The sequence below is a fragment of the Streptomyces sp. NPDC043726 genome (assembly GCF_056436565.1).
On sequence record NZ_JBWKCI010000005.1, the window covers coordinates 418,231 to 441,624 of the forward strand.

Below are 23,394 nucleotides of genomic sequence, written 5' to 3' on the forward strand. Positions count from 1 at the left end.
CGTATGCCGGAACTCCCCGAGGTCGAAGCGCTCAAGGACTTCCTCACCGACCATCTCGTCGGCAAGGAGATCGTCCGCGTGCTGCCGGTGGCGATCAGCGTCCTGAAGACGTACGACCCTCCCCTCACCGCCGTCGAGGGCCACGAGGTCACGGCGGTGCGCCGGCACGGCAAGTTCCTGGATCTGGAGACGGCGGACGGACCCCGCCTGATCACCCACCTGGCCCGCGCGGGCTGGCTGCACTGGAAGGACCGCCTCCCCGACGGCCCGCCCAAACCCGGCAAGGGCCCGCTGGCGCTGCGGGTCGCCCTGGAGACCGGCGAGGGCTTCGACCTGACCGAGGCCGGCACGCAGAAGCGCCTCGCGGTGTACGTCGTCCAGGACCCCCAGCAGGTCCCCGGCATCGCCCGCCTGGGCCCCGACCCGCTGGCCGACGACTTCGACGAGGCCCGCCTCGCCGCCCTCCTGAAGGACGAACGCCGCCAGATCAAGGGGGCGTTGCGCGACCAGAGCCTGATCGCCGGGGTCGGCAACGCCTACAGCGACGAGATCCTGCACGCGGCGAAGATGTCCCCCTTCAAGCTCGCGGCCAAGCTCACCCCGGACGAGACCGCCACCCTCTACCAGGCCCTGCGCACCACGCTCACCGAAGCGGTGGACCGGTCCCGGGGTCTGGCGGCCGGCCGTCTGAAGGCGGAGAAGAAGAGCGGCCTGCGCGTCCACGGCCGCACCGGCGAACCCTGCCCGGTCTGCGGCGACACCATCCGCGAGGTCTCCTTCAGCGACTCCTCGCTGCAGTACTGCCCCACCTGCCAGACCGGCGGCAAGCCGCTGGCCGACCGCAGGCTGTCCCGGCTGCTGAAGTGAGCCCGGCTCAGCCGGACGGCGGCCACCACTCGATCATCAGGATCGTCGCGTCGTCACGGAGCCGGCCCGGCTGGGCGTCGAGGATGCGGTGGATGAGCCGGCGCAGGGTCTCGGGGGCCAGTTCGCCCGCGGCGGTCGCGCGGATGACCTCGTCCGCGAACCGCTCCAGACCGAACTCCTCGCCGTCCCGGGTACGTGCCTCGGTCACCCCGTCCGTGTACAGCAGCACCCGGTCGCCGGGTTGCAGATCCGTCTCGTGGATCAGCCGCTCCCGGCCGGACAGCAGCGAGGGCAGCCCCATCGGCGGATCCGCCTCCCGCTCCAGCGCGTCGACCTGCAGCCGCTGGTCGCGGATGAGCAGCGGCGCCGGATGCCCGCAGTTGCTCCAGCGCAGGGCTCCGCTGCGCAGGTCCAGCTGGGTGAGCACACCGGTGCAGAACTGGTCCGGCAGCCAGTGCGACAGCGCCTCGTCGACCGACCGCACCAGCTCCGGCAGCTCGGCCCCGGTCCGGCGGGCGTTGCGGCACGCGGCCAGCGAGACGGCGGTGGTCAGCCCGGAGGCGAGGTTGTGGCCCATCGCGTCCAGGACGGAGGCGTGCAGCGTGGTCTCGGTGAGCGAGTGGTCGAACGCGTCACCGCCGATCTCGTACGCCGGTTCCAGCACCGCCGTCGACACCACGTGCGCGGTGCCGATGGTGCGCGGCGGCAGGAAGGCGCGCAGCATCTCCGCCGGCAGCCGCATCGGCTCGGTCCTGGTCCGTCGTACGAAGGTGTCCTTGTAGGCCCTTTTGGAGGTGACCATGACCGCCAGCAGGGTGGCGAGGGTGCGGCTGCGGCGCAGGGAGAGCGGGGTGAGGGCGGGCTGGTGCACCGCCAGCACCCCCAGTCGCTCGGCGCCGTCCACGAGCGGCAGCCACGCCGTCATGCCGCCGGTCTCGGACTCCTCCACCCGCAGTGACTGGGTGCGGTAGGTCCAGCCGGCCAGCGAGTCGTCGATGGGCAGCGCGGAGGCGACATCGGTGAGGGGCACGAGCCGGCGCTGCTGGAGGTCGGCGAGGTAGACCACCGAGTGCTGCAGGCCGAGCGCCCTGGAGCAGCGGGCCACCGCGGTGGACAGGTCCAGCGACGGGGTCGCCGGGTCGGCGAGGAACTCCTCCAGCAGACCGTCACCGTTCTCCGACGGCGCCACCGTCTCTCCCCTCGTCAAGACCGCGGGCACGGTCGGGGCGTGTTCCTCAGCAGTCTCACACCGGGCGCCTCGGCCCGCCCGGTGGCCGTGGCGACGGGACGGACGACACGGCCGTACGGGTGAGAGGTCCCGGACAGGGAGGGATGGAAGTCCTGAATCCGGAGTGGGATCAGGGCGCCGCGAGCACGACCAGGCGCTCCCCGGCCGTCGTGCGCACCTCGTAGTGCGCGATCTCGTCGGGGTGGAAGGCGGCGGCGCCCATCATGGTGCTCTCGCGGGCGTCATGGCGGGCCACCGTCCAACTGGTGACCATCTGCTCCGAGCCGTCGCGGCCCACGGCGATCAGCCGGCAGGCGCGGGGGCCGGCACCGTCCTTCACCTTCAGCTCGACCTGGGTGCCCCACTCCTCGTTCTCGGCCGTGACCTGGGCCCACACGCCCGAGTGCTGGTCGGTGGCCTCGACCCGGCGCGCCGGAGTGTCGCCGTCCGCCGCCACCAGCGCGATCCCCGGCGCGCCGAGCGCCACGACCGCCGAGGCGGCCAGGCCGTACAGCAGGCTCCGGCGGCGCAACCGGTTGCGTCCGGCCACCTCGCCCAGCAGCCGGTCCAGCAGCCGCGGTCCCGGCTTGCTCATCGGGTGCACCGAGCGCGGAGTGGCCCGACGGTACAGCATCAACTGCCGGGTGGCGGGGCCGAATTCCGTCACGTGTGCCGCACAGCTGGGGCACTCCATGAGGTGATCCTCGAAGCGGAAGGCGTCCGCCTCGTCCAGCACGCCGAGCGCGTACGCGGCGACGTCGCGATGCCTCTCCAGGGACCTCATGCGGAATCCTCGTGCCGTTGGGTGCGGGGTGGGTTACTCCTTGCTCCCACCCGTACGCACCGGACCGCCGAATCACTCAAGGCACACACAGAATCGCAACCAAGGGATTCGGAGCGGCCGTTGCGGCGGATTGGTCCCGTGCCGGAGATTTTTCCGGCCGGGCGCGGAACGGGCGGGACCTAGAAGAGGTGGATCGCCAGATGCCCGAGCGGCAGCCCCAGCTGCCAGGCGGGCGTCCACACCTTCGGACCCTCGTCCTCGGTGCCGAGCGCGCCGCCGCCCGGCACCGCGTTCAGGTCCGGGGCGAGCAGCTCGGTCTCCTCCAGCCAGCGCCAGGCCGCCTCGGCCAGGTCCAGATCGGGCGTGGGCCCCCCGGACTCCATCGCCTCGGCGGCGAGCTTGGCCATGCGCTCGCGCACCCAGTCCTGCCAGGGCTGGTCGTACGCGGTGAGTGACAGCCAGGTGTCGAGCTGGGAGACGACCCGGATGCCGGGGAGCTCACCGCCGGTGTCGGACAGGAAGATCGTGAGCGCCAGCGCGTCGCGCCCGGCGCGGAACTCGAAGGACGTCGGCGGCATCAGATCACCGGTCCGCAGCAGCTCGTCGGCGATGTACTCGGCGTACAACCACGCCATGGGGACGGTGAGTTCACCGCCGCCGGTGCCCTCCGTGCTCTCGTGGCCTCTGTGCAGCATCCCTTCCTGCCTTCCTCCGGTGCATGCGCGTCGCCCGATCCCGGGCTCCCAGTGCGGAACACGGATGAAGACAGCCGATTACTCAACCATGGTCCTCAGCAAGGCGCTTTACGGAGGTTTGACTCAGCCATTGGTTTCACCGCAGGTCGGCCGCGTAACCCGGAAGCACCCTGCGCAGGGCGCGCAGCGCGTAGTACGCGCGGGACTTCACGGTACCGGGCGGGATGCCGAGGGCCTGCGCCGCTTCCGCCACACTGGCCCCCTGGAAGTACACGAGCACCAGGACTTCACGGTGCTCCGGAGTGAGTGTCTTCACAGCCTCGCGCACATCGAGCATCGCCGCCGCCCGTTCGGCGTGGTCGGCGCAGACCCGGGCGTTCTCCAGGATCGCGTCGCCGACCTCGGCGGGCCGCGCCTGCCGGGCCCGCCGCGCGTCGATCGCGAGCCGTCGGCCGACGGTGAGCAGCCAGGGCCGTACGGAGTCGAAGGCGTCGGCGCGCAGGGCCTCGGGATGCTGCCAGGCCCGGACGAGGGTCTCCTGCACCAGATCCTCGGCGCGCTGCCGGTCTCCGTCGCAGAGCCTGAGCAGCAGCGCGAAGAGAGGCCGGCCGTGCTCGCGCTGCAGCGCGGCGAGCTCGTGCTCGGCGGTCGTCCCGTTCACAAGAGTGGTTCCGGCCGTCATGGCCGTATGGCATCGCAGGGCGCGGTCCGAGGACAGGCCGCGCACACGGGTCTGCGACGGACGGTCGATCGCGTCGACGAACGGTTCGACGAACGGTCCCGGCCGCCGTTCGCGCGGGGCCGGACGGGCTAATCGGCGTGTCGGAACCACCTGTCGATGTGTCGCGATTCTTACCTATTGATGTGTAAATACGACTACATCGGGGTGAGTGATGATCGCACGCAGTCGACAGGTGGCCCTGGCCCTGACGGCCCTCCTCGCCGCGGGCGCGGCCTGCCAGGCCGACCGGCATGAGTCCCCCGGGCGTCCCGCCCCTTCCGCCACGGGCGCCCGCGGCTTCACCCTCGTCGCCTCCGGCGACGTCCTCCCGCACAGCTCGATCATCGACCGCGCCCGCTTCGACGCGGGCGGCACGGGCCACGACTTCCGCCCCATGTTCGCCGGGGCGAAACCCGTCGTCGACCGCGCCGACCTGGCCCTGTGCCACATGGAGACCGTCTACGGCGCCAACGGCGACTACACCGGCTACCCCGCCTTCAAGTCCCCGCCCGAGGTCGCCGCGGGCCTCGCCGCCACCGGGTACGACGGCTGCTCCACCGCCTCCAACCACAGCCTCGACGACGGCGCCGAGGGCATCCGCCGCACCCTGGACGCCCTCGACCGGGCCGGCGTACGGCACGCCGGATCCGCCCGCACCGAGGCGGAGGCCCGCACGGTCACCGTGCTGCGCGCGGGCGAGGCCCAGGTCGCCCACCTCGCCTACACCTACGACACCAACGGCTACCCGCTCCCGCCCGGACAGCCCTGGGCCGTCAACCTCATCGACGAGGGCCGTATCCTCGCCGAGGCCCGGGCCGCCCGGCGGGCCGGCGCCGACGTGGTCGTCGTGTCGCTGCACTGGGGCACCGAATGGCAGGACGAGCCCGACGAGCGGCAGCTGACCCTCGCCCGTTCCCTCACCGCCGCCCGTACCGGCGACCGCCCCGACATCGACCTGATTCTCGGCACCCACGCCCATGTCCCGCAGGCCTACGAGAAGGTCAACGGGACGTGGGTCATCTACGGCATGGGCGACCAGATCGCGGGCCAGATGTACAACCACGGCGGCAGCCCCGACCCGCGCGGGAACCAGTCCACGATCGGCCGCTTCACCTTCGCCCCGCCCGCGAAGCCGGGCGGACGCTGGAACGTGACCAAGGCCGAATTCCTCCCGCAGCTGTTCGACATCGACGCCGGCCAGGTGGTGAACCTCAACCAGGCGATCAAGCAGGGCGCCGACGTCATGGGCGTCCGGGACCGGATCCGGGACGTGGTGTTCAGCCGGGGCGCGGAGCAGGACGGGCTGGTGATGGGGGAGTAGCCCCGGCGTTCAGCGCTGGTCGAGCGGCGGCTCAGTCCATGTCGACGTGGTCGAAGGTCTTGAGCATCTCCTTCAGCACCCGCTTGCACGCCCGCAGTTCGGCGTCGGTCAGGTCGCCGCCGACCTGCCGGTTCAGGGCGTGCTCGCGGGCGAGGATCGCGTCGATCGTCGCCTCGCCCGCGGCCGTGATCCGGATCAGCGAGGACCGCTGGTGGGCGGGGTTGGGTGTGACCTCCGCCCAGCCCTCGGCCACCGCCTCGTTGACCATGCGCTGCACGAACTGCCGGGACAGCGCCATGATCCCGCCCATCCGGGGCACCGTCATGGGCCCGAACCGGCGCAGCAGCACCAGGACGGAGCGCACACCGACGGAGACCCCCTCGACCTGTTCGCCCTGCTCGATCTTACGCAGGCCGCGCCGGTAGAGCGCGCCGATCAGGTCGAACACCTCGGAGACCTGGTGGCCGAGTTCGTCGGCGGGCAGCGGTGCGTCGTTGTCGTTCACCGGAACATCATGCATCGACCCATCATGACAACTGGGTTGTCAAACCGCTCTGAAGATGACACCTTGGTTGTCATGACTACTGCCGCAGACCTTCGCTTCTTCCCGTCCCGCGACGGCGACCTCGCCTACCTCGACACCGGCTCCGGGGACCCCGTGGTCCTGCTCCACTGCGGCTTCGTCGACCACCGCTTCTGGGCCGACCAGATACCGGTGCTCGCCGCCGAGTACCGGGTGATCGTGCCGGACGTACGCGGCCACGGCTTCTCGGCCAACGCCACCGAGCCGTTCCGCTGGGCCGACGACCTCGCCGACCTGCTGCGCCACCTCGACACCGGGCCCGCGGCGCTCGTCGGGGTGTCGATGGGCGGCGTGATCGCCACGGACACGGTGCTGGAGCACCCGGACCTCGTCCGTGCCGTGGTCACCTGCGGCGCCGCGACGGGCGACTACCAGTACCAGGACCCCTGGACCCAGGGGATCCAGGCCGAGTACGCCCGCACCCTGGGCGCGGGCGACGTCGAGGGCTGGCTGACCGCGTTCCTGAAGGTGGTGCCCGGCGAGCACCGGACCGCCGCGGACGTGGACCCCGGCATCCTCGCCCGGCTGAGGGAGATGGCCCTGCACACGATCATGAAGCACACGCCGGGCGAGAAGGACTGGCACGTACGCCTGACCGGCTCCTGGCCCCGGCTCCCGAAGATCGACGTCCCCGTCCTCGCCCTCAACGGCACCCTCGAACCCGCCGACATGCTCGACGCGGCCGACCGCCTCGTCCACGAGGTCCCGAACGGCCGCGCGGAACTGATCGACGGAGTGGGCCACTACCTGAACCTGGAGAAGCCGGACGACTTCAACCGGATCGTGCTCGATTTCCTGCGCGCTCTGTAGAGGCGTTCCCTGCGCGCTCTGTGAAGGCCTGGGGCCGTGCCCCCACGGGGGAGGGGCACGGCCTGAGCGCGGCTTCCGCCGCTACGGCACCACCGTCACCGGCCAGCGTCCCGCCTTCACCAGGCGGATCGCGACCGAACCGACGATCCGGTGGCCCGCCTGTTCCGAGGCGCCGACCACCACGGCGTCCGCCTTGAGGTCGTCCGCCGCCTTCACCAGACCGTTGTAGGGATCGCCGCGGAAGGTGTGGAACTCCCAGCGCACGTCGAATATCCCCTTCGTGCGCTCCGTCGCGTCCCGGATCTGCGCCACCAGATCCTCGGCGATCTCGTCGGTCACCTCGGCGACCGGCGCGCCGAGCGCCGCCCCCGCCGACATCACCGGCTGGACGTACACCACGGCGAGCAGTGCGTGCTGCCGCCGGGCGAGACCACCGGCGTAGGCCGCCGCCCGCAGTGAGGAGTCGGAGCCGTCCACCCCGACCACGATGACCTTCGGCCCGTCCGTACCGCGCTCGAATCGGTGAGCGTGCTGTTCCGTCACGGCGCCGAGGCTATCGGAAGCCCCGGTCCCCCGGCCGAGGGAGGCGGCGTCGCCGTCGCAGCCGAAGCGGGACCGGATCGCCGAGGGATGCGTCTCCGTGCCGTCGCCGCGCAAGTTCCGGGGAATAGGGGCACCCGTGGGGCGGCCCGCGCTGTCGGCGCTCCGTCTCGACGGAGGGGACGCGAAGGGGAGCGGCCGCGTGCCGAAGGCACACTCAGTCCTCTACGCCCTGAAGCAGGCCGGGCCTGACGATCCCTGAGACCCTGCAGCTCCCGTCGGTCCGCCACCGCTGACGGCCCGTCATGGGCCGGGCGGGTGGAAACGTGCCGCCGGACCGGTGCCGTCGTGGTGCGTCGGTGGCCGGGCGGGCGACTGATGAGTCATGCAGAAGGATCAGTTGCTCTCCCGGCTGCTCACCCGCCGCCGGGCTCTCCTCGCCGGCGCCGCCGCCGTCGGCGCGGCCGGCACCGCCGGACTGTTCGCGCTGGGCGGGGACGCCGAGCCGGTCAGGCCCGCCGCACCGGCCGCCGGCCCCCCGGCGCGCCGCGCCCTGAAGCCCTCCGCCTACCGACTCCAGCCCCTGACCGGCTACGGCGCCCCACGGGCCGCGCCCCGCCGCACCCTGGTCCGGAGCACTCCGCTGCTGCGCATGAACGGCCGCGGCCGGTCCATGGTGCTGACCTTCGACGACGGCCCCGACCCCCGCTACACGCCGGACATCCTGGACACCCTCGCCGAGTACGAGGTGCGGGCCATGTTCTTCGTCTGCGGGGAGATGGCGGCCGCCCGCCCCGACCTGCTGGAACGGATGGCCGAGGAAGGCCATGTCGTGGGCAACCACACCTGGTCCCACCCGCTGCTGACCCGGCTGACCCGCGGTCAGATCCGTTCCCAGATGGAACGTACCTGCGACATCGTCGAGGAGGCGTACGGCGAGCGCCCCGAGTGGTTCCGCGCGCCCTACGGCGCCTGGAACCGCGCCGCCTTCCAGCTCGGCGCCGAGCTGGGCATGGAGCCGCTGGCCTGGACGGTCGACACCCTCGACTGGACCACCCCCGGCACCCGGACCATCGCGAACCGGGTGGAGAACGGCGCCGCCCCCGGTGTCGTGGTGCTCTCGCACGACGCCGGGGGCGACCGCTCCCAGAGCGTCCACGCGTTGCGGGACTACCTGCCCGACCTGCTGGACGCCGGCTACCACATCACCGTCCCCCGACGGCAGTACTCCTGACGGGCCGCCGCCCGCCCGGCCGGGGTACGGTCAGCGAACCTCGACCAGGCGGGCGAAGGCCACGACGTTGCCGTCGTAGCCGTTCTGCTCGGAGAAGCCGCCGCCGCAGGTGATGACCCGCAGTTCCGCGGTCCCCTTGGAGCGGTAGACCCGGTCGCCGGGGAAGTTGTTCTTCTCGAACACCTCGATACCGTAGATCTCGAACACGGCCGTCTTCCCGTCCTTGCGCGCGATCTCGACGCGATTGCCCTTCTTCAGGGCCCCGAGTCCGTAGAAGACGGCGGGGCCCTGCTGGTTGTCGACGTGGCCGACCACGACCGCGGTGCCCTTCTCGCCGGGGGAGACGGCGCCGGAGAACCAGCCCGCGAGGTTCGGGTCCTCCGGCGGCGGTGCGCCGACCCAGCCCTGGGCGTCCAGTCCGACGGCCATCATCGGCGCGTCGACCTGGATCGCGGGAATCCGCACCCGGTCCGGCACGGCGTACGGCAGCGGGGCCGCGGCGCCCGCGAAGGTGCCGCTCTGCACCCGGCTGTCGGCCGCGGCGGCCGACGCGGGCTGCGGAGGCCCCACGTCGAACTCCCCCGAACCATTGCGAATGAGCGCGAGGCCGGTCAGCAGAACAAGCGCTATCACGCCCCAAGGAGCGCGCTTCTTCCGCTGCTCCTCCTCTTCGGCCAGCTCGGACGCAGACATTCGATTCCCCTCTCGACGCGGCCGTCGCCACGTCATTCGCGCATACGAGAACGCTAAATGCCGGGCGGGAAACCGGCGACGGATGCGGAGGCGAACGGGTGGCCCGGACTCCTTTCGGGAGGCCGAGGTGCGCCATCCGAGTTGCCGTGACCAGGAAATTTCTGACGGTCCGTGACCTGCGGCAATATCCGATTGTGCGCTTTTCCTTCGGCGTGTCCTCTCACCAGGACGGACCATTCTCGAAATGCGGCTCTGTGCACCGCATCTGAGGGTCTTATCGGGAGGCGCTTTCTCGCCGATCGACCGGGGACGGTTCCCGGGGCGTCTTCCGCGGAGGATCAGATGCGTAACTCTCGTGCCCTGGCGGTGTCAGCGGCGGCCGTCGCCGCCCTCGGGCTCGCCGCCCCTGCGGCCGTGGCCTGGGACACCCCGAGCAATATCGTCGCCCTGCCCAGTGTCATCGCCCGCGGCGGGCAGCTGACCATCACCGTCGACGGCTGCCGGAACGGCGGCACGGCGACCTCCAACGCGTTCCCCACGACCAGGCTGACGCCCATCCACGGCGCCAACGAGACCTCGAAGGGCACGGCGACGGTCAACTCCAACGCCCGCCCGGGCACGCACGACATCACCGTCAACTGCGACGGCAGGACGCTGACCCGTCCCGCCGCCTTCACCGTCATCGGCGGTGTGCAGGGCGGTATCGGCGGCAGCTCCACATCCGGGGCCACCCCCACCGACATCGCCATCGGCGGCGGGCTCGTGGCCGCGGCCGTTGTCGGCGGCGGGCTGTTCTGGATGCGCCGCCGGTCCGAGAAGCGGATCTGATCCGGCGTACGTCGGGTCCGTCCCGGATCTTTTCGGGGATCGCACGTCACGGGAACAGGCCTTCGCCCCGGCCCCCTTCGCGGGGGAACCGGGGCGAAGGCCTGTGCGCGCGGTGGCGGTCAGCCGCCGTCCTCCGAGGTGCGCTTGCGGGAGAGGCGGTACGCGGCCCCGATGGAGCCGGCGATGAGCGCGGCGCCGAGGCCGATCTCCTTGAGGTCGAACCCGCCGAAGGTGCCGCCCTCGCCCGCGTGCACGCCGTGCGGCGGGACCACCGGCAGGGGGACGGGATGGTGGGTCGGCCGGCCGCCGACGATGGTCAGGTCCGTCGTGCCGCTGACGTCGTCGCAGATGAACGTCACCTTGTACACGGCCCCCGGCTTGGCGTCCCAGTCCACGTCGGCCGTCGCCTGGGAGTGGTGCGGCAGGATGGTGACGGAGTCGAAGACCGCGGAGGTGACCGTCGCCGGTCCCTTGCAGCCGCCGCCGCTCCGGTCGATCCGCAGGGTGACCTGTCCGCCCGCCGCGATCGAGGAGGGCAGGACGCTGAAGCCGAACGGCGTGATGTTGTCGTCGCCCTTCGCCAGGGCGGCCGGTGCGGTGAGGGTCAGGGCGGTCAGCCCCAGCAGTGCGGCCGAAGCGACGCGTATCGCGCGCATGGTGTTTCCTCCGGGTCCCCGAGGAGCAGCTGCGGACCTTTTCCGCTTGCGCCTGAAATGCACCTCGATGATCGAAACGCTAGGAAGGTGCGCACACCTGCGCGAACGCTGTCGTGCGAATGGGGCAAGCGTGTGGGCCGCTCAGGGGACGGCCGTTCCCGCGTCCGGGGGACGGCGGCGGCGTGGCGCCCCGCCTCCCGGCCTGAAGCGGGAGTGAGCCCCCCTCAGCCCTTGGCGTCCGGGAAGAGGTCCAGGAAGGGGTCCGCGGACGCCGTGATGCCACGGCTGTAGGGCGCGTCGAAGTCCCAGATGAGGAAGAGCAGGAAGGCGATCAGCGCGGAGAACAGCACGGCGAGGATCAGCTCGCGCGGGGTCCGCCGGATCTGCAGGGCGAGGATCATCCCGATGGTGACGATGGCCCCGGCGATCAGCCCGAACCACACCACCCCCGGCATGGTCTCCCCGGTGGAGCTGGCCCGGGCGTTGCGGGCCTGGTCCGCGGCGGCGACCTGGTCGACGAGCGGCTGGTAGGCCTGCGCCTGGAAGTCGTCGCGCGGTTCGTAGTCGGTGACGTCCGCCCGGACGCGCTGGAGCAGCTCGGCGCCGCGCTCGGTGACCTCGCCCTTGTCGGCCATCGCCTTCCACTCGGTGGTCACGACGTGTCCGACATAGGCGTTGACATCCTCCCGAATGCGGTCACGGATCTCCGGCGGATACACCCGGACCCGTTCGGAGATCTCGTGCAGCGCGATCGCCTCCGCCTGGACGTGGTCCTGCGCGGCGCTGCGGCCCTCCCACACGCCCGCGATGGCCAGGCCCAGGACGATGGCGTAGACCACGCCGATCCACATCGTCATGTACTCGATGACGTCCGGGGTGTCGGAGGGGTCCTCGTCGTCCGCCGCCGTGCGATGGCGGACGAACGTGATGGCGACCACCACGACGCAGGCGGCCAGCATCGCGAGGGTGAGAACAAGCCATTCCGGCAAGGGGTGCCTCCAGGGATCAGCGCGGGCGCAGCGCGGCGACGGCGACGATCGCGGGCGCGGCGATGAGCAGGACGAAGGTGAGGGGCTTGGTGGCACCGCGGGACGGCGGCCGCTTGGCCGTGGTGCGGTGGCGCGGGTAGTGCACCGGGGCCGCGGCGGGGCGCGGTGTGGGCTTGGCCGACGGCGTCGGCGTCGGAGTCGGCTTCGGGGCCGGTGCGGGAGGCGGGGGTGGCGGGAGAGGGGGCGGGGTGGGCTGCGGGCGGGGGGCCGCGGGCGCGGGGGCCGGCGGCGGGGGTTTCGGCGTCGGAGTGGGGGTCGGCGTCGGCTCGGGGGGCTTCGGGGTGGGTTTGGGCGGTGGTTCGGGGGTGGGTGTGGGCTTGGGCGGCGTCGGGGTGGGGGTCGGGGTCGGGCACGGCGTGGGGGGAGGAGGCGGGGGTGGCGGGGTCGGTGTGGGGCACGAAGGGGGAGTCGGCCAGGTGCCGCTCCCGGCGACCGCCACCGCCTGCGTGCCGCCCGGCCCGGTCGAGGCGTACGCGCAGGCGTCGGCCGCCGCCGGGGCGGCCGGTGCCCCGACCATCAGCCAGCTCAGCGCCAGCAGCGCCAACACCCGTGCAGCGAGCGCGGATTGGGTCGAATCGGGTCCATGCACGCCCAAGATCTTGGGCCCTGGAAGGTCCGCCGGACCCCCACTGCCCTGGGGATTGCCCCGAAGGAGGGACGGGCGTGTCGGGCGGTGAGCCGGACGGCCCGCTCGCGTGTCCGTCGATTCGTTCGGCCGTGCGAGTGCCGCCGGAAGTGCTGAGCGGTCCGGTCTCGCGGTCGGTGTCACAGGATTCGGCAAGAAATCTTGCCCGCGGTTGAACACGACCATGGTCGGCGCGCGTACCCAATGTCGTGCGGCGGCGCAGCAGGGCGCTGCAACACCCTTGTGATTATGGGGAGTTGACAATGAAGACCTCGTGGCGGAGCGCCTCGCTCGTGGTGAGCGCCGTGGCGGTGCTGGCGCTGACGACGGCGTGCGGTTCGGAGAGCACCCCGCCGGCGAGCCAGAACGTCGGCGCGACGGCAGCGGCCGGAGACTACGGAACCGCGGGCACGGGCCTGGGCACCGGAGCCGAGTCCGGCACCGCCGGGGCCGGCGCGGCGGGTGCGGCGACCCAGACCACCCCGGCGGGTGAGCTCTCCGTGTCCACCAACGCCGAACTCGGTCAGGTACTGACCGACAGCGCCGGACTCACCCTGTACCGATTCGACAAGGACACCGCGGAACCGCCGAAGACCGCTTGCGAGGGCGACTGCGCCACCGCCTGGCCGCCGGTCCCCGCGGACGACGCGAGCGCCGGTGCCGGTGTCGACAAGTCGCAGCTCGGCGAGGTCACCCGGGCCGACGGCACCAAGCAGCTGACGATCGGCGGCTGGCCGGCGTACCGCTATGCCAAGGACGTCAACGCGGGCGACACCAAGGGCCAGGGCGTGGGCGGCACGTGGTACGCGCTGGCGCCCGACGGCAAGAAGGCCAAGGCGGCGGCGGACCAGCCCGGCCTGTCCACCCGTGAGGATCCCGAACTCGGTGAGATCGTCGTCGACAAGAACGGCATGACGGTCTACCGCTTCATGAAGGACGAGGCCTGGCCGAAGCCGGTCTCCAACTGCACCGACGCCTGCCTGGAGAAGTGGCCGGCCGTGGCGCCCGTTGAGTTCGGCGACACCAAGGGCATCCAGAAGAAGGGCTACATGACCTTCGCCCGGCAGGACGGCAAGGGTGAACAGCAGACCATCAACTGCTGGCCCATCTACACCTTCGCCGGTGACAAGGCTCCCGGTGACACCAACGGTCAGGGCGTCGGCGGCACCTGGTACGCCGTGGCCCCCGACGGAAAGCCGGTCGGCGCGCCGGAAAAGGAGTAGGAGGCGAGAGCTCAGCGAGTGCCGGACGAACGGTCAGCGCGCTCGACCCGGGTCCACCCCCTTCGCACCGCACGGAGGGGGTGGACCTGTGTGCGGTGGCGGTCCAACCCCTCGTCCCGTTCCGCATGATTCGGAACTCTGTGGAATGCTTCGACTGCATTTCGTAGCGGAATCACGACCGCCGAATTCGGCACGTGCCGCAGGCAGTGACCGGGAACGGATGGTCAATTTCCGTTTCGGCTCGCTCCTTTGGCAGGCGATCAGTAGCCTCAGCTCGAACACTGGATCGCCTGAGCCTTGGAGAGGTAGATGGAGCGTCCCGCCTGGGCCCCCCGGAGCATCGACATCACGGTGCCGAGCGTCTCGCGAATCTACGACTACTACCTGGGCGGTTCGCACAACTTCGAGGTCGACCGGGAAGCCGCGCGCAGGGCCATGGAGTTCATGCCGGGACTTCCCAAGATCATGCAGGCGAACCGGGCGTTCATGCGCCGCGCGGTGCGCTACGCGGCCGCCGAGGGGATCACCCAGTTCCTCGACATCGGCTCGGGCATCCCGACCTTCGGCAACGTCCACGAGGTGGTCCGGGCGGCGGCACCCGGCGCGCACGTGGTCTACGTCGACCACGACCCGGTCGCCGTCGCGCACAGCCAGGCGGTGCTGGACGGCGAGGAGCACACCGACGTCGTCGCGGCCGATCTGCGCAAGCCGCGGGAGATCCTGTCGAGCCCTCAGGTCGAGCGGCTCATCGACCTGAACCGTCCGGTGGCCCTGCTGCTCGTTGCCATACTGCACTTCGTGGAAGACGCGGACGACCCGTACGGGGCGGCGGCCGAACTGCGCGACGCGCTCGCGCCCGGCAGCCTGCTGATCCTGACGCATGCCTCGTACGAGGGAATCCCGCTTTCCGCGGAGCGGGCCGAGGGCACGGTGGGCGTATACAAGGACATTCGCAACCCGCTGATCATGCGCTCGCGCGAGGAGATCGCGCGGTTCTTCGAGGGGTACGACATGGTGGAACCCGGACTGGTGTCGATGCCGCGGTGGCGGCCGGACACCGCACCGGAGGAGGAGGATCCGTGGACCTTCTCCGGTTATGCGGGCGTGGGGCGTACGGCGTGAGCGCGGAGCCGGACGGGCCGGAGGACAGACTGCGCCGGTTCGCGACGATCTGGAGCCGGGCCGTGTTCCCGGTGACCTCCACGTCGTCGACCCGGCCCGAGTTCGAGGAGCAACTGCTGCCGCTCGCGCGGCGGTTGAGCCAGGCGCTGCTCGCCAGGGCCTTCGACGCCGACGCGGGCCGCGCGGTGGGCGCCGCCCTCGTGACCGCGCACTGCACCGACCCGGAGGCGCTCAGCCGCAGCCTCGACTGCGTCGACGCCTACCTCGTGCTGTACTGCGGCGACGGCGGCCCCCAGGAGGATCTGCGGGCCCGCAGCGCCCGGCTCCAGCACGCCATGGCCGCCGGGTACGCGCAGGCGCTGCGCGAGCGGACGCTGGCCGAGCAGGAGGCGATCTCCGTGGCGGCCCTGCAGGCGCAGGGCGTGGTGGCGCAGGCGCTGCACGCCAGCGAGGCCCGCTTCCGCGCGGTCTTCGAGGGCGCCGCCATAGGAATCGGCATCGCCGACCTCGCGGGCAACATACTGCAGGTCAACGGCGCCCTGGTGCGCATGTTCGGCGGTGCCGAGCAACTGGTGCGCGGCCGCAACGTCATGGAGTGGACGCACCCCGAGGACGCGCCGCAGGTCTGGAAGCTCTACGAGGAGCTGGTGCGCGGCGAGCGCGAGCACTACCACGTGGAGAAGGCGTTCTACCGCCCCGACGGAACGGTCCTGTGGACCAATCTGACGGTCTCCCTGCTGCGGGACGCCGACGGCAACCCCGAGTACCAGCTCGCCCTGATGGAGGACACCACCGAGCGGCGGCTGCTCAACCTCCGGCTGCGCTACGAGGCCACGCACGACGCGCTCACCGGGCTGCCCAACCGCACGCTGTTCTTCGAGCGCCTGGAGAAGGCGCTGTGCGCCGGCGAGGGCCAGCGGTTCGGGCTGTGCTACCTCGACCTGGACGGCTTCAAGACCATCAACGACAGCCTCGGGCACGCGGCCGGCGACCGGCTGCTGGTGGAGGTCGCCGACCGGCTCCAGGCCTGCGCGACCGCGCCCGGCGAGATGGTCGCCCGGCTCGGCGGCGACGAGTTCGTGGCGCTGACCACCGGACCGGACACCGAGCACGAGGTCGACGAGCTGGCCGCGCGCATCATGCACGCGCTGGTCGCCCCGATCAGTGTCGACGGCCGGCAGCTGACCGTGCGCGGCAGCATCGGCATCGTCGAGGGCCCGGCGGGCGAGCGCAGCCCGGCGGAGGTGCTGCGCAGCGCCGACATCACGATGTACCGGGCCAAGTCGGCGGGCGGCAACCGCTTCGAGCTGGCCGACCCGGAGGCGGACGCGCGCGCGATCACCCGGCACGGGCTGACGACGGCGCTGCCGACCGCCCTGGACCGGGGCGAGTTCTTCATCGAGTACCAGCCGCTGGTCCACCTCGGCGACGGCAGCGTCCGCGGCGCGGAGGCCCTGGTGCGGTGGCTGCACCCGCAGCACGGCGTCCTCGGGCCCGACCGGTTCATCCCGCTCGCCGAGCACACGGGACTGATCGTTCCGCTCGGCCGCTGGGTGCTGGAGCAGTCGGTGCGCCAGGCCCGGGACTGGCGGGACCGGCACGCGGACGCGGGCCCGCTGCGGATCAACGTCAACCTCTCCCCGTGCCAGCTCACGCACCCCGGTCTGGTGCAGGACACGGTCGACATCCTGGAGCGCGAGGGCGTGGACCCCGACGCGCTCTGCCTGGAGGTGACGGAGTCGGCGCTGATCGGCGCGGACGACGATCTGCTGAAGCCGCTGCGCCGCCTCGCCGAGATGGGCGTGGACATCGCCCTGGACGACTTCGGCACCGGCTACTCCAACCTCGCCAACCTGCGCCGCCTGCCGGTGAGCGTCCTCAAGCTGGACCGCTCCTTCACCCAGAGCATGCAGCAGTTCCCGGCGGACCCCGTCGACCTCAAGATCGTCGAGGGGATCGTTTCCCTCGCCCACAGCCTGAACCTCGCGGTGACCGTGGAGGGCGTCGAAACGGGAGCCCAGGCCGAACAGCTCCGCATACTCGGCTGCGACACGGCCCAGGGCTGGTACTACGCCCGCCCGGGCCCACCGGAACGCCTGCACGAACTGGCCCTGGTGGACGCGACGGGCTGAGGTCCACGGCCGTAGGGGATCTCAACTCCCCTACGGCGTAGGGACGTCAAGACGCCCGGTGGTCCCGTGCCGTCTCGGCGGCGGCCGTGGCGGCGCGGACCAGGGCTGCCACGGCCGTCGAGCGGGAGTGCTGCGGCCACGCGACGGCCAGGACCGCGGGCGGCGCGTCGTCGACCGTGCGGTAGACGACGCCGGGCCGGGGATAGCGGGTCGCGACCGAGGCGGGCAGCAGCGGGACGGCTTCTCCCAGGCTCACCAGGGCGAGGAGCTGGGCGAGGTCACGGCTGCGGGCGCGGGTTTCCTCGATGTGCCGGTGCAGGTCACCGGGGCGCAGGCCGAGGCAGGCGAGGGTCAGCCGGTCGCGGTCGGCGAGCGGGTGGCCGGCGGCGAGGGCGGCGACCCGCGGTTCGGTGATCAGTGTCTCGGCGTCCAGACCGGTGTGGTCGAACGGCTCGTGGACCAGGGCCACGTCGGCATCCCCCTGCCGCAGCAGCCGCGGCTGCTCGTGCCAGCCGCACAGCCGGACGGTGACCGGGTGGGCCGCCGGTTCGCGGGCGTAGCGGGCCAGGATCGTCTCCAGCAGGCCCGCGTCGCCGTCGGCCTTCACCGCCAGCACCAGCTTCGGGGCGACGGCGGCCGTGCGCTGCGTCCGTCGTCCGGCGGCCTGGAGTGCGTCCAGGGCGATCCGCGCCTCGGTGAGGAGAACGGCGCCGGCCTGGGTCAGCGCCACATGGTGGGTGGTGCGCTCGAGCAGCGTGACCCCGAGGTCGGCCTCCAACTGCCGGACAGCGCGCGACAGGGGTGGCGCGGAGATCCCCAGCCGCTCGGCGGCGCGGGTGAAGTTGAGCTCCTCGGCCACGGCCACGAAGTAGCGCAGTGAGCGGGACTCCACGGCACCCCCTCCGGTCGGTATTGCCGTGAGGGTAACAAGCGCGAGCGGATCGGTCCTTCAGTTCGGGCGCGTGCGGCAGCAGGCTCGACGGCGTCAAAGTGATGATTCCTTCGGGGAGTTGACTCATGATCGTCGTTACCACTCCGACCGGCCAGATCGGCCGGGAGGTCCTCGACCGCCTTCTCGCCGCCGGCGCTTCGGACGTCCGCGTGATCGTTCGCGATCCCGCCCGCCTCGCGTCGCACGCCCGCGAACGCGTCGAGGTGGTCCAGGGGTCGCACGCCGACCCCGCCGTCCTGAAGGAGGCGTGCGCGGGCGCCGATCGCGTGTTCTGGCTGGTGCCGCCGACGCCCGTGGCCGACAGCGTGGCGGGCCTCTTCCGCACGTTCACCGAGCCGCTGTGCGAGGTCATCGGCCGGCAGGACATCGATCGGGTCGTCGCCGTCTCCACGCTGGGGCGCGGTGTGGCGCGCGACGCCGGACAGATCTCGGCGTCGCTGGCCATGGACGAGACCATCGCGGCCACCGGCGTCCACTACCGGGCGCTGTGCCCGCCGTTCCTGATGGAGAACCTGCTGCGCCAGACGGAGGAGATCCGGGACCCGGGCGTTCTCACCACGGCCCTTACCCCGGACCGGGTACTGCGTCTGTGCGCCGTGCGCGACATCGCCGCCGAGGCCGTCCGGCTGCTGCTCGACGGCGCCTGGACCGGGCAGGAGGACGTGCCCGTGGTCGCGCCGGACACCCTCACACCTTCGGGCATGACACGCGTCCTGTCCGAGGTGCTGGACCGGCCGGTGCGGCTGCGGCCGTCGAGCACCGCGGACCGGGCGGCGGCACTCAGGAGCTTCGGGATGAGTTCCGCCTGGGCCCAGGGACTGGCGGACATGGAGAACGCCCTGAACGAGCAGGGCTTCTACGGCGAAGCGGTACCGACCACCCCCGACGTCGCCCCCACCGGCTTCCGCCAGTGGTGCGAGGAGGTGCTCAGGCCGGCCGTACGGGGATGAGGGCTCAGCGTTCCAGCAGCATCCGCTGAAGCTCCCGTGCCGCCCGTGGTGGGGCCACGTCGCTGCGGTGGGCCAGGGCGATCGTGCGGTGGAGGCCGGGGCGGGTCAGGGGGGTGACGCGCAGGCCCCGGCCCGCGCGGGCCGCCACCATGCGGGGGACCACCGCCACGCCCAGGCCCGCCCGGGCGAAGCCCAGGACCGCGTCCATCTCGCCGCCCTCGACCGCGAAGTCCGGCTCGAAACCCTCCGCCCTGCACGCGGCGACCGTCAGTTCGCGCAGGTCGTAGCCGTGGCGGAACATCACCAGGCGTTCGCCCTCCAGATCCGCGATGCGGACCGAGCGGCCGCCCCGGCCCGGCCTCGGCGCGTCGGGGGAGGAGACCACCACCAGGTCCTCGCGGAGCAGCTCCACCGTCGCCAGGGCCGGGGACGGGGTGGGGAGCGGGAGGACCACCAGGGCCAGGTCCAGGGCGCCTCGGGCCAGCTCTCGTACCAGGTCGTGCGAGCCGCCCTCCTCGATCAGCAGGCGGATGCCGGGGTAGCGGTCGTGGAAGGCGCGCAGGACGTCGGGGAGCAGGCCCGTGCAGAGGCTGGGAGTCGCGCCGAGGCGGACCCGACCGCTGCGCAACTGGACCAGCTCCTGGACCTCGAGCCGCGCTGTATCCGCGTCGGCCAGGATGCGCCGGGCCAGCGGCAGCAGGGCCTCGCCCGCGTCGGTGAGCGTGATGTTGCCGCGGGCCCGCAGGAACAGGTCCGCACCGAGCTCCCGCTCGAGGGCCTTGATCTGCTGGGACAGGGACGGCTGCGCCACGTGGACCAGGTCGGCGGCCCGGGTGAAGTGCCGGGTCTCGGCGACCGCCACGAAGTACTGGAGCTGCTGGAACTGCATGAGACCCACGATAGACGTTGGCTATGGAAACGAGCCGGAGGATGTCTTGGACCGATCGGTCACCCGCCCCGTAACTTCTGAAGACATGGCTCTGGCAACGCGGACGGACCGACGACCGTCCATGGCACGCACGGTGTGGGACAGCTCCGTCGGCAAGAAGACCGTGATGGCGGTCAGCGGGCTGATCATGCTGTCGTATCTCGTCGTCCACATGATGGGAAACCTGAAGATCTTCTTCGGGGCCGGTGAGTTCAACGAGTACGCGCACTGGCTGCGCACGGTCGGCGAGCCCTTCATGCACTACGAGTGGACGCTCTGGCTGGTCCGGATCGTGCTCGTGGTCGCGGTGATCGCGCACGGCGTCTCCGCGTACCAGCTCAGCCGTCGCGACATCAAGGCGCGGCCCACCCAGTACGTGCACAAGAAGCCGCGGGCGAGCTACGCCACCCGCACGATGCGCTGGGGCGGGATCATCCTCGCCCTGTTCATCGTCTGGCACATCCTCGACCTGACGACCGGCACCGTGCACTCGGGCGGCTTCGAGGAGGGACGCCCGTACCAGAACGTGATCGACACCTTCTCCACCTGGTACGGCAACGTCATCTACATCGTCGCGGTGCTCGCCGTCGGCATGCACATCCGGCACGGCTTCTGGAGCGCCGCCCAGACCCTGGGCGCCGGCAGCCGCACCCGCGACCGCGCCCTGAAGACCGTCGCCAACGTTCTCGCGCTTGTGCTCACGTGCGGCTTCCTCGCCGTCCCCGTGGGCGTCATGACCGGAGTGGTGAGCTGAGATGACCTACACCGACTACCTAACCGGCGAGCCGGTCGCCGACGCCAAGGCGCCCAAGGGCCCGGTCAACGAGCGCTGGGACAAGCGCCGTTTCGAGGCCAAGCTGGTCAACCCCGCCAACCGGCGCAAGCACACGGTGATCGTCGTGGGCACCGGCCTGGCCGGCGGCTCGGCCGGCGCCACCCTCGCCGAACAGGGCTACCACGTCGTCCAGTTCTGCTACCAGGACTCCCCGCGCCGCGCCCACTCCATCGCCGCGCAGGGCGGCATCAACGCCGCCAAGAACTACCGCAACGACGGCGACTCCGTGCACCGCCTGTTCTACGACACCGTCAAGGGCGGCGACTTCCGGGCGCGGGAGTCGAACGTCCACCGGCTGGCGCAGATATCGGTCGAGATCATCGACCAGTGCGTCGCGCAGGGCGTGCCGTTCGCGCGGGAGTACGGCGGTCTCCTCGACACCCGCTCCTTCGGCGGCGTACAGGTGTCCAGGACCTTCTACGCCCGCGGCCAGACGGGTCAGCAACTGCTGCTCGGCGCCTACCAAGCGCTCAGCCGGCAGATCGCCGCTGGGAACGTCGAGATGCACCCCCGTACCGAGATGCTCGACCTGATCGTCGTCGACGGGCGGGCCCGCGGGATCGTCGCCCGGGATCTCATCACCGGCAAGATCGACACCTACTTCGCCGACGCGGTCGTCCTGGCCAGCGGCGGTTACGGCAACGTCTTCTACCTGTCGACGAACGCCATGAACTCCAACGCCACCGCCGTGTGGCGGGCCCACCGGCGCGGTGCCTATTTCGCCAACCCCTGCTTCACGCAGATCCACCCCACGTGCATCCCGCGCACCGGCGACCACCAGTCCAAGCTGACGCTGATGAGCGAGTCGCTGCGCAACGACGGCCGGATCTGGGTGCCGAAGGCCAAGGGCGACGACCGGCCCGCGAACAAGATCCCCGAGGACGAGCGCGACTACTACCTGGAGCGCATCTACCCGTCCTTCGGCAACCTCGTACCCCGCGACATCGCCTCCCGGGCCGCGAAGAACGTCTGCGACGAGGGCAGGGGAGTCGGGCCCGGCGGTCAGGGCGTCTACCTCGACTTCGCCGACGCCATCAAGCGGATGGGGCGCAAGGCCGTCGAGGCCAAGTACGGCAACCTCTTCGACATGTACCAGCGGATCACCGACGAGGATCCGTACCAGGTGCCCATGCGGATCTACCCCGCCGTGCACTACACGATGGGCGGACTGTGGGTCGACTACGACCTCCAGACCACGATCCCGGGCCTGTTCGCGGTCGGCGAGGCCAACTTCTCCGACCACGGCGCCAACCGGCTCGGCGCCTCCGCGCTGATGCAGGGCCTGGCCGACGGCTACTTCGTCCTGCCGGCCACCATCAACGACTACCTCGCCAGGAACCCGCACCAGGACGCGGTGACCGACGAACACCCCGCGGTCCAGGAGGTGCTGGCCGAGACCGAGGACCGGATCAACCTGCTGCTCTCCGTCGACGGCGACCGCACACCCGACTCCTTCCACCGCGAAGTCGGCGAGCTGATGTGGGAGTTCTGCGGCATGGCCCGCAGCGACGCCGGGCTGCGCAAGGCGCTGGAGCGCATTCCGCAGATCCGCGAGGAGTTCTGGCGGCGGATCAAGGTGCCCGGCACCGGCGAGGAGTTCAACCAGTCGCTGGAGAAGGCCAACCGCGTCGTCGACTACCTGGAGCTCGCCGAGCTGATGTGCCTCGACGCGCTGCACCGCGAGGAGTCCTGCGGCGGTCACTTCCGCGAGGAGTCCCAGACCCCCGACGGCGAGGCCGCCCGCAAGGACGAAGAGTTCTCCTACGCGGCCGCCTGGGAGTTCACCGGGACCGGCGAGGCCCCGACCCTGCACAAGGAAGACCTGGTCTTCGAGTACGTCCACCCCACTCAGCGGAGCTACGCATGAAGCTCACCCTGCGCGTCTGGCGGCAGAAGAACGCCGACGCCGACGGCGCCATGTCCACGTACGAGGTGGACGGCATCTCCTCCGACATGTCGTTCCTGGAGATGCTCGACACCCTCAACGAGGAGCTCATCCTCAAGGGCGAGGACCCGGTCGCGTTCGACCACGACTGCCGTGAGGGCATCTGCGGCGCGTGCTCGCTCGTGATCAACGGCGACGCGCACGGTCCTGAGCGGACGACCACGTGCCAACTGCACATGCGGTCCTTCAAGGACGGCGACACGATCGACATCGAGCCGTGGCGGGCGTCGGCGTTCCCGGTGATCAAGGACCTGGTGGTGGACCGGTCGGCGTTCGACCGGATCATCCAGGCCGGCGGGTACATCACCGCGCCCACCGGGGCCGCGCCGGAGGCGCACGCCACGCCGGTGCCGAAGCCGGACGCCGACTTCGCCTTCGAGCACGCCGAGTGCATCGGGTGCGGGGCCTGCGTGGCGGCGTGCCCGAACGGCGCCGCGATGTTGTTCACCTCCGCCAAGGTCAACCACCTGAACGTGCTGCCGCAGGGTGCTCCCGAGCGGGAGACGCGGGTGCTGGACATGGTGGCGCAGATGGACGACGAGGGCTTCGGCGGGTGCACGCTCACGGGCGAGTGCGCCACGGCCTGCCCCAAGGGCATCCCCCTCGTCTCCATCACGAGCATGAACAAGGAGTGGCTGCGGGCCACCCGGAAGGCCGGGAAGCGGTAGCCGTA

Annotated in this window: 24 protein-coding genes; 12 read left to right on the top strand and 12 right to left on the bottom strand. The window is 71.4% G+C overall.

What is annotated here, in order from left to right:
- The first annotated feature begins 3 nt into the window (after positions 1–3).
- Positions 4–867, top strand: coding sequence for an Fpg/Nei family DNA glycosylase (locus tag AC068Z_RS17475; RefSeq protein ID WP_478556061.1), 864 nt, complete (start codon positions 4–6; stop codon positions 865–867).
- A gap of 7 nt (positions 868–874) precedes the next feature.
- Here the strand turns inward: AC068Z_RS17475 and AC068Z_RS17480 are convergent, their stop codons facing one another.
- The 4 genes from AC068Z_RS17480 to AC068Z_RS17495 form a co-directional block, all read right to left on the bottom strand.
- Positions 875–2,056, bottom strand: a complete 1,182-nt coding sequence (locus AC068Z_RS17480) for a PP2C family protein-serine/threonine phosphatase (RefSeq protein ID WP_478556063.1) — start codon at positions 2,054–2,056, stop codon at positions 875–877.
- Between the two features lie 169 nt (positions 2,057–2,225).
- Positions 2,226–2,879: a zf-HC2 domain-containing protein gene (locus AC068Z_RS17485; protein WP_478556065.1), complete on the bottom strand. Its 654-nt coding sequence runs from the start codon at positions 2,877–2,879 to the stop codon at positions 2,226–2,228.
- A 179-nt stretch (positions 2,880–3,058) separates the two neighbouring features.
- Positions 3,059–3,574, bottom strand: coding sequence for a hypothetical protein (locus AC068Z_RS17490; protein WP_478556067.1), 516 nt, complete (start codon positions 3,572–3,574; stop codon positions 3,059–3,061).
- A 136-nt stretch (positions 3,575–3,710) separates the two neighbouring features.
- Positions 3,711–4,256 (bottom strand): sigma-70 family RNA polymerase sigma factor, encoded by a 546-nt coding sequence (locus tag AC068Z_RS17495; protein WP_478556069.1) that lies wholly within the window; start codon positions 4,254–4,256, stop codon positions 3,711–3,713.
- Positions 4,257–4,467: 211 nt separating this feature from the next.
- Here AC068Z_RS17495 and AC068Z_RS17500 point away from each other — a divergent pair, with 211 nt between their 5' ends.
- Positions 4,468–5,616 carry a CapA family protein gene (locus tag AC068Z_RS17500; protein WP_478556071.1) on the top strand — a complete coding sequence of 383 codons (1,149 nt, stop codon included), beginning with the start codon at positions 4,468–4,470 and terminating at the stop codon, positions 5,614–5,616.
- A 31-nt stretch (positions 5,617–5,647) separates the two neighbouring features.
- On the opposite strand, the gene AC068Z_RS17505 is transcribed toward AC068Z_RS17500, so the two are convergent.
- Positions 5,648–6,121, bottom strand: a complete 474-nt coding sequence (locus tag AC068Z_RS17505) for a MarR family winged helix-turn-helix transcriptional regulator (RefSeq protein WP_478556073.1) — start codon at positions 6,119–6,121, stop codon at positions 5,648–5,650.
- A 72-nt stretch (positions 6,122–6,193) separates the two neighbouring features.
- Between AC068Z_RS17505 and AC068Z_RS17510 the strand changes: the two genes are divergently transcribed.
- On the top strand, positions 6,194–7,009 hold the full coding sequence (locus tag AC068Z_RS17510; protein WP_478556075.1) for an alpha/beta fold hydrolase: 816 nt from the start codon (positions 6,194–6,196) through the stop codon (positions 7,007–7,009).
- 81 nt (positions 7,010–7,090) lie between these two features.
- On the opposite strand, the gene AC068Z_RS17515 is transcribed toward AC068Z_RS17510, so the two are convergent.
- Positions 7,091–7,552, bottom strand: a complete 462-nt coding sequence (locus AC068Z_RS17515) for a universal stress protein (RefSeq protein ID WP_478556077.1) — start codon at positions 7,550–7,552, stop codon at positions 7,091–7,093.
- A 382-nt stretch (positions 7,553–7,934) separates the two neighbouring features.
- On the opposite strand from AC068Z_RS17515, the gene AC068Z_RS17520 reads away from it, so the two are divergent.
- Positions 7,935–8,783 carry a polysaccharide deacetylase family protein gene (locus tag AC068Z_RS17520; protein WP_478556079.1) on the top strand — a complete coding sequence of 283 codons (849 nt, stop codon included), beginning with the start codon at positions 7,935–7,937 and terminating at the stop codon, positions 8,781–8,783.
- A 30-nt stretch (positions 8,784–8,813) separates the two neighbouring features.
- On the opposite strand, the gene AC068Z_RS17525 is transcribed toward AC068Z_RS17520, so the two are convergent.
- Positions 8,814–9,476 carry a class F sortase gene (locus AC068Z_RS17525; protein WP_478556081.1) on the bottom strand — a complete coding sequence of 221 codons (663 nt, stop codon included), beginning with the start codon at positions 9,474–9,476 and terminating at the stop codon, positions 8,814–8,816.
- Between the two features lie 342 nt (positions 9,477–9,818).
- Here AC068Z_RS17525 and AC068Z_RS17530 point away from each other — a divergent pair, with 342 nt between their 5' ends.
- Complete coding sequence (locus AC068Z_RS17530) at positions 9,819–10,304, top strand: hypothetical protein (protein ID WP_478556083.1); 486 nt, start codon at positions 9,819–9,821, stop codon at positions 10,302–10,304.
- Between the two features lie 119 nt (positions 10,305–10,423).
- Here the strand turns inward: AC068Z_RS17530 and AC068Z_RS17535 are convergent, their stop codons facing one another.
- From AC068Z_RS17535 to AC068Z_RS17545, 3 genes are all read right to left on the bottom strand, one after another.
- Positions 10,424–10,960, bottom strand: a complete 537-nt coding sequence (locus AC068Z_RS17535) for a hypothetical protein (RefSeq protein WP_478556085.1) — start codon at positions 10,958–10,960, stop codon at positions 10,424–10,426.
- Between the two features lie 224 nt (positions 10,961–11,184).
- The gene (locus AC068Z_RS17540) at positions 11,185–11,949 is read right to left on the bottom strand and encodes a bestrophin-like domain (RefSeq protein WP_478556086.1); all 765 of its coding nucleotides are present in this window, start codon (positions 11,947–11,949) and stop codon (positions 11,185–11,187) included.
- Positions 11,950–11,965: 16 nt separating this feature from the next.
- A complete protein-coding gene (locus AC068Z_RS17545; RefSeq protein WP_451727560.1) occupies positions 11,966–12,094 on the bottom strand; it encodes a hypothetical protein in 129 nt (42 codons plus the stop codon).
- An 803-nt stretch (positions 12,095–12,897) separates the two neighbouring features.
- Between AC068Z_RS17545 and AC068Z_RS17550 the strand changes: the two genes are divergently transcribed.
- From AC068Z_RS17550 to AC068Z_RS17560, 3 genes are all read left to right on the top strand, one after another.
- A complete protein-coding gene (locus tag AC068Z_RS17550) occupies positions 12,898–13,857 on the top strand; it encodes an SCO0930 family lipoprotein (protein ID WP_478556089.1) in 960 nt (319 codons plus the stop codon).
- A gap of 309 nt (positions 13,858–14,166) precedes the next feature.
- A complete protein-coding gene (locus tag AC068Z_RS17555; RefSeq protein WP_478556091.1) occupies positions 14,167–14,979 on the top strand; it encodes an SAM-dependent methyltransferase in 813 nt (270 codons plus the stop codon).
- Positions 14,976–17,111, top strand: coding sequence for a putative bifunctional diguanylate cyclase/phosphodiesterase (locus AC068Z_RS17560; protein WP_478556093.1), 2,136 nt, complete (start codon positions 14,976–14,978; stop codon positions 17,109–17,111). The genes AC068Z_RS17555 and AC068Z_RS17560 overlap by 4 nt, the downstream gene beginning before the upstream one ends.
- Before the next feature lie 46 nt (positions 17,112–17,157).
- On the opposite strand, the gene AC068Z_RS17565 is transcribed toward AC068Z_RS17560, so the two are convergent.
- Complete coding sequence (locus AC068Z_RS17565) at positions 17,158–18,003, bottom strand: LysR family transcriptional regulator (RefSeq protein WP_478556095.1); 846 nt, start codon at positions 18,001–18,003, stop codon at positions 17,158–17,160.
- Positions 18,004–18,128: 125 nt separating this feature from the next.
- Between AC068Z_RS17565 and AC068Z_RS17570 the strand changes: the two genes are divergently transcribed.
- Complete coding sequence (locus AC068Z_RS17570) at positions 18,129–19,013, top strand: NAD(P)H-binding protein (RefSeq protein WP_478556097.1); 885 nt, start codon at positions 18,129–18,131, stop codon at positions 19,011–19,013.
- Between the two features lie 4 nt (positions 19,014–19,017).
- On the opposite strand, the gene AC068Z_RS17575 is transcribed toward AC068Z_RS17570, so the two are convergent.
- Positions 19,018–19,902 (bottom strand): LysR family transcriptional regulator, encoded by an 885-nt coding sequence (locus tag AC068Z_RS17575; RefSeq protein WP_478556099.1) that lies wholly within the window; start codon positions 19,900–19,902, stop codon positions 19,018–19,020.
- Between the two features lie 121 nt (positions 19,903–20,023).
- Between AC068Z_RS17575 and AC068Z_RS17580 the strand changes: the two genes are divergently transcribed.
- From AC068Z_RS17580 to AC068Z_RS17590, 3 genes are read left to right on the top strand one after another with little or no spacing between them, the layout of a single operon-like run.
- Positions 20,024–20,695: a succinate dehydrogenase gene (locus tag AC068Z_RS17580; RefSeq protein ID WP_478556101.1), complete on the top strand. Its 672-nt coding sequence runs from the start codon at positions 20,024–20,026 to the stop codon at positions 20,693–20,695.
- 1 nt (position 20,696) lies between these two features.
- The gene (locus AC068Z_RS17585; protein ID WP_478556103.1) at positions 20,697–22,643 is read left to right on the top strand and encodes a fumarate reductase/succinate dehydrogenase flavoprotein subunit; all 1,947 of its coding nucleotides are present in this window, start codon (positions 20,697–20,699) and stop codon (positions 22,641–22,643) included.
- Positions 22,640–23,389, top strand: a complete 750-nt coding sequence (locus tag AC068Z_RS17590; protein ID WP_451727539.1) for a succinate dehydrogenase/fumarate reductase iron-sulfur subunit — start codon at positions 22,640–22,642, stop codon at positions 23,387–23,389. The genes AC068Z_RS17585 and AC068Z_RS17590 overlap by 4 nt, the downstream gene beginning before the upstream one ends.
- The last annotated feature ends 5 nt before the right edge of the window (positions 23,390–23,394 follow it).